Annotated in this window: 15 protein-coding genes; 14 read left to right on the top strand and 1 reads right to left on the bottom strand. The window is 65.9% G+C overall.

Features of this window, described 5'->3' with window-relative positions; genetic code table 11:
* Positions 1 to 41 precede the first annotated feature (41 nt).
* From prmC to MOM01_RS19630, 13 genes are all read left to right on the top strand, one after another.
* Positions 42 to 965 (top strand): peptide chain release factor N(5)-glutamine methyltransferase, encoded by a 924-nt coding sequence (gene prmC, locus MOM01_RS19690; protein ID WP_241387129.1) that lies wholly within the window; start codon positions 42 to 44, stop codon positions 963 to 965.
* A 51-nt stretch (positions 966 to 1,016) separates the two neighbouring features.
* On the top strand, positions 1,017 to 1,679 hold the full coding sequence (locus MOM01_RS19685; protein WP_241387128.1) for an L-threonylcarbamoyladenylate synthase: 663 nt from the start codon (positions 1,017 to 1,019) through the stop codon (positions 1,677 to 1,679).
* A gap of 19 nt (positions 1,680 to 1,698) precedes the next feature.
* Entirely contained in the window at positions 1,699 to 2,904 is a 1,206-nt protein-coding gene (locus tag MOM01_RS19680; protein ID WP_241387127.1) for a glycosyltransferase family 4 protein, read from the top strand.
* A 10-nt stretch (positions 2,905 to 2,914) separates the two neighbouring features.
* Complete coding sequence (locus MOM01_RS19675; RefSeq protein ID WP_241387126.1) at positions 2,915 to 3,394, top strand: hypothetical protein; 480 nt, start codon at positions 2,915 to 2,917, stop codon at positions 3,392 to 3,394.
* Positions 3,395 to 3,802: 408 nt separating this feature from the next.
* Positions 3,803 to 4,501 carry a F0F1 ATP synthase subunit A gene (atpB, locus tag MOM01_RS19670; protein WP_241387222.1) on the top strand — a complete coding sequence of 233 codons (699 nt, stop codon included), beginning with the start codon at positions 3,803 to 3,805 and terminating at the stop codon, positions 4,499 to 4,501.
* 90 nt (positions 4,502 to 4,591) lie between these two features.
* Positions 4,592 to 4,840 (top strand): ATP synthase F0 subunit C, encoded by a 249-nt coding sequence (locus tag MOM01_RS19665; RefSeq protein ID WP_006552591.1) that lies wholly within the window; start codon positions 4,592 to 4,594, stop codon positions 4,838 to 4,840.
* 13 nt (positions 4,841 to 4,853) lie between these two features.
* Positions 4,854 to 5,417: a F0F1 ATP synthase subunit B gene (locus MOM01_RS19660; protein ID WP_241387125.1), complete on the top strand. Its 564-nt coding sequence runs from the start codon at positions 4,854 to 4,856 to the stop codon at positions 5,415 to 5,417.
* 5 nt (positions 5,418 to 5,422) lie between these two features.
* Positions 5,423 to 6,238 carry a F0F1 ATP synthase subunit delta gene (locus MOM01_RS19655; RefSeq protein ID WP_241387124.1) on the top strand — a complete coding sequence of 272 codons (816 nt, stop codon included), beginning with the start codon at positions 5,423 to 5,425 and terminating at the stop codon, positions 6,236 to 6,238.
* Positions 6,239 to 6,298: 60 nt separating this feature from the next.
* A complete protein-coding gene (gene atpA, locus MOM01_RS19650; RefSeq protein ID WP_241387123.1) occupies positions 6,299 to 7,942 on the top strand; it encodes a F0F1 ATP synthase subunit alpha in 1,644 nt (547 codons plus the stop codon).
* A gap of 48 nt (positions 7,943 to 7,990) precedes the next feature.
* On the top strand, positions 7,991 to 8,965 hold the full coding sequence (locus tag MOM01_RS19645; RefSeq protein WP_241387122.1) for a F0F1 ATP synthase subunit gamma: 975 nt from the start codon (positions 7,991 to 7,993) through the stop codon (positions 8,963 to 8,965).
* A 6-nt stretch (positions 8,966 to 8,971) separates the two neighbouring features.
* Positions 8,972 to 10,420: a F0F1 ATP synthase subunit beta gene (gene atpD / locus MOM01_RS19640; RefSeq protein WP_241387121.1), complete on the top strand. Its 1,449-nt coding sequence runs from the start codon at positions 8,972 to 8,974 to the stop codon at positions 10,418 to 10,420.
* 6 nt (positions 10,421 to 10,426) lie between these two features.
* The gene (locus tag MOM01_RS19635) at positions 10,427 to 10,795 is read left to right on the top strand and encodes a F0F1 ATP synthase subunit epsilon (RefSeq protein ID WP_241387120.1); all 369 of its coding nucleotides are present in this window, start codon (positions 10,427 to 10,429) and stop codon (positions 10,793 to 10,795) included.
* Positions 10,796 to 10,834: 39 nt separating this feature from the next.
* A complete protein-coding gene (locus tag MOM01_RS19630) occupies positions 10,835 to 11,269 on the top strand; it encodes a DUF2550 domain-containing protein (RefSeq protein WP_241387119.1) in 435 nt (144 codons plus the stop codon).
* A gap of 10 nt (positions 11,270 to 11,279) precedes the next feature.
* Here MOM01_RS19630 and MOM01_RS19625 read toward each other — a convergent pair whose 3' ends face one another.
* Positions 11,280 to 11,852, bottom strand: a complete 573-nt coding sequence (locus MOM01_RS19625; protein WP_241387118.1) for a cob(I)yrinic acid a,c-diamide adenosyltransferase — start codon at positions 11,850 to 11,852, stop codon at positions 11,280 to 11,282.
* Between the two features lie 57 nt (positions 11,853 to 11,909).
* Between MOM01_RS19625 and murA the strand changes: the two genes are divergently transcribed.
* Positions 11,910 to 13,190, top strand: a complete 1,281-nt coding sequence (gene murA / locus MOM01_RS19620; RefSeq protein ID WP_241387117.1) for a UDP-N-acetylglucosamine 1-carboxyvinyltransferase — start codon at positions 11,910 to 11,912, stop codon at positions 13,188 to 13,190.
* The last annotated feature ends 427 nt before the right edge of the window (positions 13,191 to 13,617 follow it).

Below are 13,617 nucleotides of genomic sequence, written 5' to 3'. Positions count from 1 at the left end.
TCTGCGTACGAGCTGCCCGGACGGCGTGGCACCCTGTACCCGTGAGCCGTCAACCTCTGCGCCTGGCCGTCATCGAAGCAGCGTCGGTACTCGAGCAAGCGGGTGTCCCGAGTCCGCGGGTCGACGCCGAACTGCTCGCTGCGCACCTGCTCGGCATCGAACGAGGCCGGCTCGGCCTCGTCCCGCTCGTCGACCCGGCGACCATCGACGCCTACCGCTCGATGGTCGAGCAGCGGGCGAAGCGGATCCCGCTGCAGTACATCATCGGCACATCGCCGATGGGGGAGATCGATCTCGCGGTGGGCCCCGGCGTGTTCGTTCCTCGTCCCGAGACCGAACTGCTGCTGGGATGGGCGCTGGCCTTCCTGGAACGCCACGGCACCCGCAACCCCGTCGTCCTCGACCTGTGCACGGGCTCGGGCGCACTCGCTCTCGCGATCGCGCACGCCAGGCCCGACGCGGAAGTCCACGCCGTCGAACTCGAACCGAAGGCCCTCACCTGGGCGAGACGCAATGCCGAGACGCGTGCCGCAGAAGGGGACACCCCCATCCGGCTGCATCAGGGCGACGTCACCGACCGCACCCTCCTGACCGATCTCGAAGGCACGGTCGATCTCGTGGTGGCCAACCCGCCCTACATCCCCGAAGGGGCCGTCCTCGAACCCGAGGTGATCGACCACGATCCGCACTCGGCACTGTTCGGGGGCGCCGACGGGCTCTCCGTCATCAGGCCGATGGTGTCGAACATCGCGCGGTGGCTCCGGATAGGGGGAGCGGTGGCGGTCGAGCACGACGACACCCACAGCCTGCTCGTCGCGGAACTGTTCGAACAGCGGCGCGTCTTCGGCGATGTCGTGCGGCATCCGGACCTCGCCGGGAAATCCCGCTTCGTCACGGCGCATCGTGTTCCGACCGATGTGGAAGCCGGCCGTGGGAAGTCGCTGCGGTCCGGGGCGCAGGACTGACGGGCAGGACCCGTCGGACACCGATTCCCGCCGGAGTGGAAGGATGAGCGCGTGAGCACCGTGTACGACTGCAACAACGAAGCTTCGCGCGCTGCCGGCCTGAACGCGGCGCGCGGCGCGCTCAAGGCCGGACGACTCGTCGTCGTACCCACCGATACGGTCTACGGGATCGCGGCCGACGCATTCGATTCGGAGGCCGTGTCCGCCCTGCTGCGTGCGAAGGGCCGGGGGCGCGACATGCCGGTGCCGGTGCTGGTCGGTTCGTGGACCACCATCGACGGGCTCGTCACCTCCGTGCGGCCCGAGGCGAGGGAGTTGATCCGGGCGTTCTGGCCGGGGGGACTGAGCCTGGTGGTGCATCAGGCACCGTCCCTCGCCTGGGATCTCGGCGACACGCGTGGAACGGTCATGCTCCGCATGCCGCTGCATCCGGTCATCCTGGAACTGTTGCGCGAGGTCGGCCCGCTCGCGGTGTCGAGCGCCAACGTCTCCGGTAGGCCGCCGGCGACGAATGTCACCGAGGCGCGCGAGCAGCTCGGAGCGTCGGCGAGCGTCTACCTCGACGGCGGTCCTGCCGAGCACGGCGTGGCCTCGACGATCGTCGATCTCACCGGAGACCGTCCGCGTGTCCTGCGCGAGGGTGCGGTCACGATCGACGCGCTCGCAGAGGTGCTGGGCGACGATCCCGAACGCCTGCGCGCCGGCGGGGAGTAACGGCGGAGGAACGGAGCACGTGACTGCAGCCGACACGACCGCCGTATTGCTCGCTCAGGCCGGGCGCGGCGCCGGCGTTCCCATCAGGGAGCTTCTTCTCGTCCTGCTGACCTCTGCGGTGGTGACCTTCCTCGCCACCGGTGTGGTCCGCATCCTCGCGCTGAAGTTCGGCGCGGTCGCCGTTCCGCGCGATCGCGATGTCCACGTGACTCCCACCCCGCGGATGGGCGGGGTGGGGATGTACATCGGGCTCGTCGCGGGAATCGTCTTCGCGCAGCAATTACCTGCTCTGACACGAGGTTTCGAGTACACGCCCGACATGGGTGCCGCCCTCGTCGCGGCTTCGATCATCGTCGTCGTCGGTATCGTCGACGACCGTTGGGGGCTCGACGCCCTCACCAAATTCGTAGGCCAGGTCACGGCGGCGGGTGTGCTCGTCGTCATGGGCGTGAGCTGGATCGTGATCTACGACCCGTTCAGTGCTTCGACCCTCGTGCTCGACCAGCTGCAGGGCGGTCTCATCACCGTCGCGGTGGCGGCGGTGATGATCAATGCGATGAACTTCGTCGACGGTCTCGACGGGCTCGCCGCCGGCCTCGGTTTGATCGCCGCATTGGCGATCTGTGCGTTCTCCGTCGGGTTGCTGCTCGACCAGGGTGGCGATGTCTCCGCTTATCCGCCGGCACTGATGGCCGCTGCTCTGGCGGGCGCGTGTCTCGGCTTCCTGCCGCACAACTTTCAGCCGGCGAAGATCTTCATGGGCGACTCGGGATCGATGCTCATCGGCCTCATGCTGGCCGCGATCTCGACGAGCGCCTCGGGTCTGATCCCGCTCAGCGCGTATGGATCGCGCGACCTGCTGGGCCTGCTCTCGCCGTTGATCCTCGTCGGCGCTGTGATGTTCATCCCGATCCTCGACCTGCTCCTCGCGATCGTGCGGCGTACCCGGGCCGGGGTGAGTCCGTTCAGCCCGGACAAGATGCACCTGCACCATCGTCTCCTGCAGATCGGACACTCGCACCGCCGCGTGGTGCTTCTGCTGTATCTATGGGTCGGCATCCTCGCGTTCGGCGCGGTCGGCTCGTCCCTTCTCGACCGCCGGGGCGTCGTGCTGCTTCTCGCCGGGGGCCTCGTCTTCGCACTCGTGGTCACCGCGGTGCCGTCCCTCCGTCGCCACGACGAGCCGGGGGAGACGCCACCGGAACGTCCGCGCGAGGTCCGTTAGGCTCGATACCGTGACGAACCCGGATCATCCCCAACCCGACCCCGTGCTGCCTTCGCTGCCCGACCCGATCGCGCCGATGCGAGCAGCGGTGCGGTACGGCGCGCTCGGATTGCTCGCCCTCGCCGTCGTGGCGTCGGTGATCTCCGTACTCGTCGCGGGAACGCCCGGTCTGTGGGGAGCGCTGATCGGTGCGGCCGTCGGCGGCGGGTTCATCCTCTTCACCGCGCTCGGCGTGCTCCTGACCTCGAAGATGCCGGCGATGACGGCCGGGGCCGTCCTGCTCGGTACGTGGTTGCTCAAGCTGATCCTCGCCATCGTCGTGATGGCTTCGCTCGACTCGCTCGACTTCTACGATCGGAACGCGCTCGTCCTGACGATCGTCTTGGCGCTGGTCATCGTGCTGGGGGCGGAGACCTACGGAGTGCTGTCGCAGCGTGCGCTCTACGTCGAACCGCAGCCCTCCTCCTCGACCGGCAACGACGATCGGTAGTAGTGGCGGAGTCCATAACCCTTCAGGTAGGAACCCACCTACGCGCTGTCGTAGAGCAGTTGGTAGGGTGAATTCCACGAGAGTGACATTGCACGCGTCAGGTTTGGAAACGGCGTGCAGTTGTGACTTCGTAGGCGGTCGTGTTCAAATGGCCGCCGAGTCGACGAGAGTCGCCGACACCGGCAGGAAGCGGGACCGTTCACGCGGTTCGGACCACTGGCGAATACGCGAGCCGACCTGGTCGACTTCTGGATCGTCAATGTCCGATCGAACCGCAGACGGCATGCCTGCGGCCGACTACGGGAGAGAGCGCTGAGCGTCACCACCTTGGCAGCCGGAGAATTCCACGCGCCGTCACTAGCTGATTTTTTCCCACCGGCAATCCTGTTCGAAGGCACACCCTTCGAGTTGGACCGGCTGATGCTCATTCGCGTCGCCGTCGCCCTGATCGTCGCACTGTTCTTCTTCTTCGCGCTGCGGAGTCCGAAGATCGTGCCGCGGGGCGTCCAGAACGTCGCCGAGATCATGCTCGACTTTGTTCGTATCCACATCGCCGAGGACATCCTCGGCAAGGAACAGGGACGCCGGTTCCTCCCGGTGATCGTCACCATCTTCTTCCTGGTGGCCGGGCTCAACCTGACCTCGATCATCCCGTTCCTCAACATCTCCTCGAACGCACGAATCGGTATGCCGATCGTGCTCGCGGCACTCGCCTACATCGTCTTCAACTATGTGGGCATCAAGAAGTACGGATTCTTCCGCTACGTCAAGAGCAGCATCGTCATCCCGAACCTGCCGCCCGCTCTCCACGTGCTGGTGATCCCGATCGAGTTCGTCTCGACGTTCATTCTGCGGCCGTTCACCCTGACCATTCGTCTCATGGCCAACATGCTGGCCGGTCACATCATGCTCGTGCTGTTCTTCAGTGCCACGCAGTTCTTCTTCTTCGATTCCGACGGCTTCATGAAGGTGTTCGGTATCGGTTCTCTCATCGGCGGAATCGCGTTCACCTTCTTCGAGCTCCTGGTGATCGTCCTGCAGGCCTACATCTTCGCGCTGCTCACCGCGGTGTACATCGATCTGGCGCTGCACGCCGAAGAGCATTAGCTCGCCGAACGGCACGACCCACATCTACACACAGACTGACTCGGTCGCCCACTCCCGGGGCCGAGCCACAAGAAAGGGAATGGAACACCAATGAGCGTTGCGCTTCAGGCAGCAGACGTCCTCGCCCAGGAGACCACCATCTCGGGTGCAGGCGCCATCGGCTACGGCCTCGCCGCCATCGGCCCCGGCATCGGCATCGGCATCGTTGTCGGCAAGGCGATCGAGGGCATGGCTCGTCAGCCCGAGATGGCAGGCCAGCTGCGCACCACGATGTTCCTCGGTATCGCGTTCACCGAGGCCCTGGCGCTGATCGGCATCGTCGCCGGCTTCATCTTCTGATCCGACGATCACCATGGCTGACAGCATCCTGATTCTCGCGGCAGGGGAAGGGGAGACTCCCAATCCCCTCCTCCCCGCGACATACGACATCGTCTGGTCGCTGGTCGCCCTGATCCTCGTCGGATTCGTCTTCTGGAAGTTCGTGCTTCCGATGTTCCAGAAGGTGCTCGACGAGCGTTCGGAGCTGATCGAAGGCGGCATCAAGAAGGCAGAGGAAGCTCAGGCGGAGGCTGCGGCCGCGCTCGAGCAGTACCGGAGCCAGCTCGCCGAAGCCCGCACCGAGGCGGCGCAGATCCGTGAAGAGGCCCGTGCACAGGGCCAGCAGATCATCGCCGACATGAAGGCGCAGGCACAGGAGGAGAGCGACCGCATCGTCGCCGCCGGCCACAGCCAGCTGCAGGCCCAGCGCCAGCAGATCGTGGCCGAGCTGCGTAGCGATCTCGGACGTAGCTCCGTGGATCTCGCCGAGAAGATCCTCGGTGAGGCGCTCACGGACGACGTGAAGCGTGCCGGCTCGATCGATCGGTTCCTCGACGAACTCGACTCCCTCAGCGCTGACTCTGCATCCGGAAAGTGAGCACAATGTACGCAGCAAGCCGTGAGGCACTCGCTCATACGCGTTCCGCGTTGCAGTCCGCCCTGGGCTCGGGTGCCGCGACTGCCGCTGCGGCTCAGGCCGGTTCCGAGCTGTTCTCGGTGGTCGAGGCGCTCGACAGCCAGCGGGCTCTTCGGACCGCGCTGGCCGACGCCTCGGCCCCGGCTGCCGTTCGCGAACGGCTGGCCGAGCAGGTCTTCGCCGGCAAGGTTTCGGCTCAGACCCTCGCGACCGTCACGGCCGCAGCGGGACAGGACTGGTCGGCCCAGTCCGATCTGACCAACTCTCTCGTCCGGCTCGGTCGTGAGGCGCTGTTGAAAGCGGCAGCGGACCAGGACCAACTCGACGCCGTCGAGGACGAACTGTTCCGTCTCGGTCGCATCGTGGCCGGCGACCCCGCCCTCGAGCAGACGCTCTCGGATCGCAGCGCTCCGGCTTCGGCCAAGCGAGAGCTGCTGTCGCGTCTGCTCTACGGCAAGGTGACGGCTGTCACCGAAGCGTTGGCGGTTCACGCGGTCGGACGGCTCACCCAGCCCCCGGCCGACACGTTCGACGAGTTGTCGACGCTCGCAGCGGCCCAGCGGGACCGTGCCGTTGCTCATGTTCGCAGCGCGGCACCGCTCGATGCGAGGCAGGAAGAGCGGCTCACCGTGATTCTGTCCCGCGTCTACGGGAAGCCTGTGACGGTGCACGTCGAGGTCGATCCCGAGCTTCTCAGTGGATTGGTCGTCCGGGTGGGCGACGAGGTCATCGACGGTAGTGCCGCGGGTCGACTCGCAGCAGTGCGCAAGAGCCTCACGTAGTCCACTACCGAACACACACATAGATCTTTTCGAAGACCAGATACCGAGAGCAGGAAGAACATGGCGGAGCTGACGATCTCCTCCGACGAGATCCGTAGCGCGATTGACAACTACACCGCGAGCTACTCCCCGGAGGCCTCCCGCGAGGAGGTCGGCGTGGTCGTCGACACCAGTGACGGCATCGCGCACATCAGCGGTCTGCCGTCGGCGATGGCCAACGAGCTGCTGGAGTTCCCCGGTGGCGTCCTCGGCGTGGCCCTCAACCTCGAGGCGACCGAGATCGGTGCCGTGATCCTGGGCGATTACCAGACGATCGAGGAAGGCCAGGAAGTCAAGCGGACCGGCGACGTTCTGTCGGTGCCGGTGAGCGACAACTTCCTCGGCCGCGTCGTGAACCCCCTCGGTCAGCCGATCGACGGACTCGGCGACATCCAGGCCGACGAGACCCGCGCCCTCGAGCTGCAGGCCGCGACCGTGCTGGAGCGTCAGCCCGTCGAGGAGCCGCTGCAGACCGGCATCAAGGCCATCGACGCGATGACCCCGATCGGCCGTGGCCAGCGTCAGCTCGTGATCGGCGACCGCAAGACGGGCAAGACCGCGGTCTGCATCGACGCGATCCTGAACCAGAAGGCGAACTGGGAGACCGGCGACCCGAAGCAGCAGGTCCGTTGCATCTACGTCGCGATCGGCCAGAAGGGCTCGACCATCGCGGGTGTCAAGCAGGCACTCGAGGAGAACGGCGCGATGGAGTACACCACCATCGTCGCGGCTCCCGCCTCCGACTCCGCCGGCTTCAAGTGGCTCGCCCCCTACACCGGTTCGGCCCTCGGCCAGCACTGGATGTACCAGGGCAAGCACGTCCTCATCGTGTTCGACGATCTGACCAAGCAGGCCGAGGCGTACCGTGCCATCTCCCTGCTGCTGCGTCGTCCGCCGGGCCGCGAGGCATACCCCGGCGACGTCTTCTACCTGCACTCGCGTCTGCTGGAGCGCTCCGCCAAGCTCTCCGACGAGCTCGGTGGCGGTTCACTGACCGCTCTGCCGATCATCGAGACCAAGGCGAACGACGTGTCGGCCTACATCCCGACCAACGTCATCTCCATCACCGACGGCCAGGTCTTCCTCGAGTCCGACCTGTTCAACAAGGGTGTCCGTCCCGCGATCAACGTCGGTATCTCGGTTTCCCGAGTCGGTGGCGCCGCCCAGACCAAGGGCATGAAGAAGGTCTCCGGTTCGCTGCGTCTCGAGCTCGCGCAGTTCCGTGAGCTCGAAGGCTTCGCCGCCTTCGCATCCGACCTCGACGCCGCGTCGAAGGCCCAGCTCGAGCGTGGCCAGCGTCTCGTCGAGCTGCTCAAGCAGGATCAGTACTCGCCCATCGCGGTCGAGGACCAGATCGTGTCGATCTTCCTCGCCGGTGAAGGTGTCTTCGACTCGGTCCCCGTCGACGACGTGCGTCGCTTCGAGGCGGAGCTTCTCGAGGATCTGCACCGCAACGCCGCAGGCGTCTTCGAGCAGATCGCCGGTGGCAAGGCCCTGACCGACGAGTCGATCGAGGCCCTGACCGCCGCGACCGCCAAGTTCAAGGAGGGCTTCATCGCCTCCGACGGCAGCCGAGTCGTGAACGAGGCCGACGCCGAGGCACTCGGTGCCGACGAGGTCGAGCAGGAGCAGGTCTCCGTCAAGCGCACCACCGTTCGCAAGTGAGCGGGGAGTCCATGACCCAGCGTCCAGTGAAGGGAGTGTGATCGACGAATGGCGAACTTGCGCGAATTGCGTTCGCGGATCAAGTCGGTCAACTCGACCAAGAAGATCACCAAGGCGCAGGAACTGATCGCGACGTCGCGTATCACGAAGGCTCAGGCCCGAGTGGCAGCGTCCAAGCCGTACGCCGAGGAGATCACCAAGGTGCTCTCCGAGCTGGCCAGTGCGTCGGCGTCGTTGGATCACCCCCTGCTCAACGAGCGTGAGAACCCCAAGCGTGCTGCGGTGCTGGTCGTGACCAGCGATCGCGGTATGGCCGGCGGTTACAACTCCAACGTCCTCAAGGAAGCCGAGGAGCTGCGTCAGCTGCTCCTCAGCGAGGGCAAGGAGCCTGTGCTGTACGTGATGGGTGGCAAAGGCCTCGGCTACTACACCTTCCGTGAGCGCGAGGTGGCCGGTGCGTGGACGGGCTTCTCGCAGGAGCCGCGTTACACGGACGCCGCCAAGGCGAGCCGCCACCTGGTCGAGCTGTTCATGGCGGGATCCGGCAACGAGGTTCCGGCTCCCAACGGCGAAGGCACCATCGAGGGTGTCGACGAACTGCACATCGTCTACACCCGGTTCGTGTCGATGCTGACGCAGACCCCCCAGGTGCGACGGATGGCTCCGCTCGAGGTGAGCGTCACCGAGGACGAGATCGACCTCGGTGAGGACATGCTCTCCGACGGGCGACGTGCAGAGGGACCGCAGGCGGTGTACAACTTCGAGCCGGAGGCCGGAACTCTGCTCGAGGCGCTCCTGCCGAAGTACATCAGCACGCGTATCTATGCGTCGCTGCTGGACGCCGCGGCCTCCGAGTCGGCAGCCCGTCGCACCGCCATGAAGGCGGCGACGGACAATGCCACGGAACTGGTGAACACGCTCAGCCGTCAGGCGAACCAGGCCCGCCAGGCCCAGATCACCCAGGAAATCAGCGAGATCGTCGGCGGTGCCGGTGCGCTCGCCTCGAGTGCAGGAAGTGACTGAACCACAATGACCGCAGCAGTTACCGACAACAACGCCGGTGCGGCGTCGGCCCTTGCCGGGCGCGTCGTCCGCGTCATCGGCGCCGTCGTCGACGTGGAGTTCCCGCGTGGCGCCGTGCCCGAGCTGTTCAACGCCCTGCACGCAGAGGTCACTCTGCCGTCCGTGGCGAAGACCCTGACCCTCGAGGTCGCGCAGCACCTGGGTGACAACCTGGTCCGCACGATCTCGATGCAGCCGACCGACGGCCTGGTGCGCGGAGCTCCCGTCTCCGACACCGGCAAGCCGATCTCGGTGCCCGTCGGCGACGTCGTCAAGGGCCACGTGTTCAACGCGCTGGGCGACTGCCTCGACGCGCCGGGCACCGGCCGTGACGGCGAGCAGTGGGGCATCCACCGCAAGCCCCCGGCCTTCGATCAGCTCGAGGGCAAGACCGAGATCCTCGAGACCGGCATCAAGGTCATCGACCTGCTGACCCCGTACGTCAAGGGCGGCAAGATCGGTCTGTTCGGTGGTGCCGGTGTCGGCAAGACCGTTCTGATCCAGGAGATGATCACCCGTATCGCTCGTGAGTTCTCCGGCACGTCGGTCTTCGCCGGCGTCGGTGAGCGCACCCGTGAGGGCACCGACCTCCACCTGGAGATGGAAGAGATGGGCGTCCTCCAGGACACTGCCCTCGTCTTCGGCCAGATGGACGAGCCGCCGGGAACGCGTATGCGCGTCGCCCTGTCGGCCCTGACGATGGCGGAGTACTTCCGCGACGTCCAGGGACAGGACGTGCTCCTGTTCATCGACAACATCTTCCGGTTCACCCAGGCCGGCTCCGAGGTTTCGACCCTTCTCGGCCGTATGCCTTCGGCCGTGGGTTACCAGCCGACGCTGGCCGACGAGATGGGTGAGCTGCAGGAGCGCATCACCTCGACGCGTGGTCGCTCGATCACCTCGCTCCAGGCGATCTACGTTCCCGCCGACGACTACACCGACCCGGCGCCGGCCACCACGTTCGCGCACCTCGATGCGACCACCGAGCTCTCGCGTCCGATTTCGCAGATGGGTATCTACCCCGCTGTGGATCCGCTGACGTCGACCTCGCGGATCCTCGAGCCGGGCATCGTCGGTGCCGACCACTTCCGGGTGGCCAACGAGGTCAAGCGCATCCTGCAGAAGTACAAGGAACTGCAGGACATCATCGCCATCCTCGGTATGGACGAGCTCTCCGAAGAGGACAAGGTCACGGTCGCCCGTGCCCGTCGTCTCCAGAAGTTCCTCGGCCAGAACTTCATCGTCGCCGAGAAGTTCACGGGTCAGCCGGGTTCGGTCGTGCCGCTCAGCGACACCATCGAAGCCTTCGACCGCGTGTGCAAGGGCGAGTTCGATCACCTGCCCGAGCAGGCGTTCAACAGCTGCGGTGGACTCGACGACGTCGAGGCCGCAGCCAAGAAGATCGCCGGAAAGTAGGCCACCGTGGCTGAAATGAGCGTGGACATCGTCGCCGTCGAGGAACGCGTGTGGTCCGGATCGGCGACTCTCGTGACCGCCCAGACCACCGAGGGCGAGATCGGCATCATGTCCGGTCACGAGCCCGTGCTCGGCCAGCTCGTCGAGGGTGGCGTCGTCTCCCTCAGGACTGCGGACGGTGAGCGGATCGTCCTGGCCGTCCACGGCGGATTCCTCTCGGTGACCGCGACGACGGTGACGGTGCTCGCCGAAGCCGCCGACCGCGTGGAGGACATCGACGTCGAGGCAGCCAAGTCGGCTCTGAACGATGAGAATCGTGACGAGTCGGAGATCGCAGCGGCCCGAGGCCGCCTGCGGGCTGTCGAGCGAGCCTGATCGTCGAACAACGAGAAGCCGCGACGGAGCCGACGAGCAGTGTCACCTGGATTTCTGATTCTCACGATCCTTGTGGTGCTGCTCGCGGTCTCCGTCGCGGCTTTGTCGTACCGTCTGTTCACCCTTCGCGGCGGAGGTACCGCCGCCATTCTTCGAGTGATGCCTCAGAACGACGGTTCCGGCTGGAGGCACGGAATCGTACGGTACGGAGACGATTCACTCGCGTTCTACAAGCTGTCGAGCCTTCGACCGGGCCCCGATACGCGTCTGACCCGACAAGGCATCGACGTGCAGTCGCGCCGGTCGCCGACGGGTAGCGAATTCGACATCATGACCGAGGACATCGTGATCCTCGACATGGTCGATCGCGGAAACTCGTACGAGATCGCGTTCGACAGCGGCGCCTTGATGGCCTTCATGTCCTGGCTCGAGTCCAGGCCGGACGGCCGTTCGCAGCGCCGCCGTCCCCTCTAGAGGATTCTCCTCACGCGCCCGCTCCGGGCTGCCACAGCACGTCACCCTCCGGATTCGCGATCCGGCTCAGAATGAAGAGCAGATCCGAAAGCCGATTCAGATACTTCGCCGGCAGCACGCTGGTGCCCTCGGGCGCCGCCGCGACGGCCGCCCACGCAGAACGCTCGGCGCGACGCGCCACCGTCCGTGCGGTATGCAACAGTGCGGCAGCCGGCGTCCCACCCGGAAGAATGAACGAATCGAGCGGTTTCAGCTCTTCGTTGTACTCGTCGCACCACGCCTCGAGCCGTTCGATGTACTGCTCGGTGATGCGCAGCGGTGGGTATTTCGGGTTCTCGACCACAGGCGTCGACAGATCGGCGCCGGCGTCGAACAGATCGTTCTGGATCTGCCGGAGGACGGGAACGAGCCGATCGGGGAGAGCGCCCAGTGCCAGTGCAACTCCGATGGCCGCGTTGGTCTCGTCGCAATCGGCGTAGGCGACCAGACGAGGGTCGTTCTTCGAGACCCGCGAGAAGTCGCTGAGCCCCGTCGTTCCGTCGTCTCCGGTGCGCGTATAGATCCGTGTGAGGTGGACTGCCATGGGCGTCACGGTACCGGCTCTGCTCTTCCTCGGGACACGCCGTTACGCTGTGTCGTTGTGAGTGAACGCTTTCTTGTCACGGGTGGGAACCGCCTTGCCGGCGACGTGGTCGTCGGGGGTGCCAAGAACAGTGTGCTCAAACTGATGGCCGCGGCCTTGCTCGCCGAGGGCACCACCACCATCACCAATTGCCCGGACATCCTCGATGTGCCGTTGATGGCGGAAGTACTGCGTGGCCTGGGCTGCGAGGTCGTGATCGAGGGTGACGCGGTCCGCATCACCACCCCCGCGGAACCGGAGTACCGCGCCGACTTCGCGGCGGTGCGTCAGTTCCGCGCATCGGTGTGCGTACTCGGCCCCCTGGTCGCTCGATGCCGTAAGGCGATCGTGGCGCTTCCGGGTGGCGATGCCATCGGTTCTCGGCCACTCGACATGCACCAGGCCGGGCTGCGACTGCTCGGTGCGCACTCGACGATCGAACACGGCTGTGTCGTCGCGGAGGCGGACGATCTGCACGGAGCGACGATCCGCCTCGCCTTCCCCTCCGTCGGTGCCACCGAGAACATCCTGATGGCGGCGGTCCTCGCCGAGGGGGACACGACGATCGACAACGCTGCTCGTGAACCCGAGATCGTCGACCTGTGCACCATGCTGGTCCGGATGGGTGCCCGGATCACGGGCGCAGGCAGCACGACTCTGCGTGTATCGGGCGTGCCTGCGCTGCGACCGACCGAGCACCGCTGCATCGGCGACCGGATCGTCGCGGCGACGTGGGGGATCGCAGCGGTGATGACCAGGGGAGACCTGGCGGTTCGCGGAGTGAACCCGAAGCATCTCGGATTGGTGCTCGACAAGTTGCGTAGCGCCGGAGCCGAGGTCACGCCTCTGCCGGACGGATTCCATGTGGTACAGGAGGAACGTCCGCGTGCGGTGAACTTCGCGACGCTGCCGTACCCGGGCTTCCCGACGGATCTGCAGCCCATGGCCATCGGCCTGGCGGCGGTGGCGGACGGAACCTCCATGATCACCGAGAACGTCTTCGAAGCCCGGTTCCGCTTCGTGGAGGAGATGGTGCGTCTCGGAGCGGACGCTCGCACGGATGGACACCACGCCGTCGTGCGGGGTGTGGAGCAGTTGTCGAGTGCGCCGGTATGGGCGTCGGACATCCGGGCGGGCGCCGGACTGGTGCTCGCCGGTCTGTGCGCCGACGGGGTGACCGAAGTCCACGACGTCTACCACATCGATCGGGGTTATCCCCGGTTCGTCGAGATCCTTCAGGAGCTGGGCGGAAGTATCGAACGGGTGGGCGTCGACGAAGGCCGGCTGCTGCCCCGATAGCCGCGGTGCGGGTCGAACAGAGCTGTGTCGGGCGTCACGTTTACCGGCGCGGGCTCGAGCGGAAGTGCGCAACCACGTTCACCTGCGGGTTCCTTCCCGTCCACCCGCACTGACCAGGCGATTTGTCGAGCAGTTGATCCNCGGCGCGGGCTCGAGCGGAAGTGCGCAACCACGTTCACCTGCGGGTTCCTTCCCGTCCACCCGCACTGACCAGGCGATTTGTCGAGCAGTTGATCCTCGCGTAACTTAATCCAGGTCAGAGCGACACGGACACCGACCCGGGCCGAAAGGAACGGGACAACGAGGTTGGACGAAGGCGCCTGAACGTGTTTACGAGTCCCCGATTCTTCTGGTAAGGTCGGTGGCCGCCCCGGAAGTTGTGACAACTTCCGGATGAACATCAAACCCCGGAGTGAACGGGCCGTCA

The organism is Rhodococcus sp. CH91, assembly GCF_022554085.1.
GTDB lineage: Bacteria > Actinomycetota > Actinomycetes > Mycobacteriales > Mycobacteriaceae > Rhodococcus.
The sequence above is the reverse complement of the archived record's forward strand: the minus strand, read 5'-3'. Positions and strand labels throughout refer to the sequence as shown.

Coding starts and splice junctions, on each gene's coding strand:
- MOM01_RS19665 (WP_006552591.1), top strand. CDS start 4,592: ATGAGCGTTGCGCTTCAGGCAGCAGACGTCCTCGCCCAGGAGACCACC.
- atpD (WP_241387121.1), top strand. CDS start 8,972: ATGACCGCAGCAGTTACCGACAACAACGCCGGTGCGGCGTCGGCCCTT.
- MOM01_RS19660 (WP_241387125.1), top strand. CDS start 4,854: ATGGCTGACAGCATCCTGATTCTCGCGGCAGGGGAAGGGGAGACTCCC.
- atpA (WP_241387123.1), top strand. CDS start 6,299: ATGGCGGAGCTGACGATCTCCTCCGACGAGATCCGTAGCGCGATTGAC.
- MOM01_RS19625 (WP_241387118.1), bottom strand. CDS start 11,852: ATGGCAGTCCACCTCACACGGATCTATACGCGCACCGGAGACGACGGA.
- MOM01_RS19645 (WP_241387122.1), top strand. CDS start 7,991: ATGGCGAACTTGCGCGAATTGCGTTCGCGGATCAAGTCGGTCAACTCG.
- MOM01_RS19655 (WP_241387124.1), top strand. CDS start 5,423: ATGTACGCAGCAAGCCGTGAGGCACTCGCTCATACGCGTTCCGCGTTG.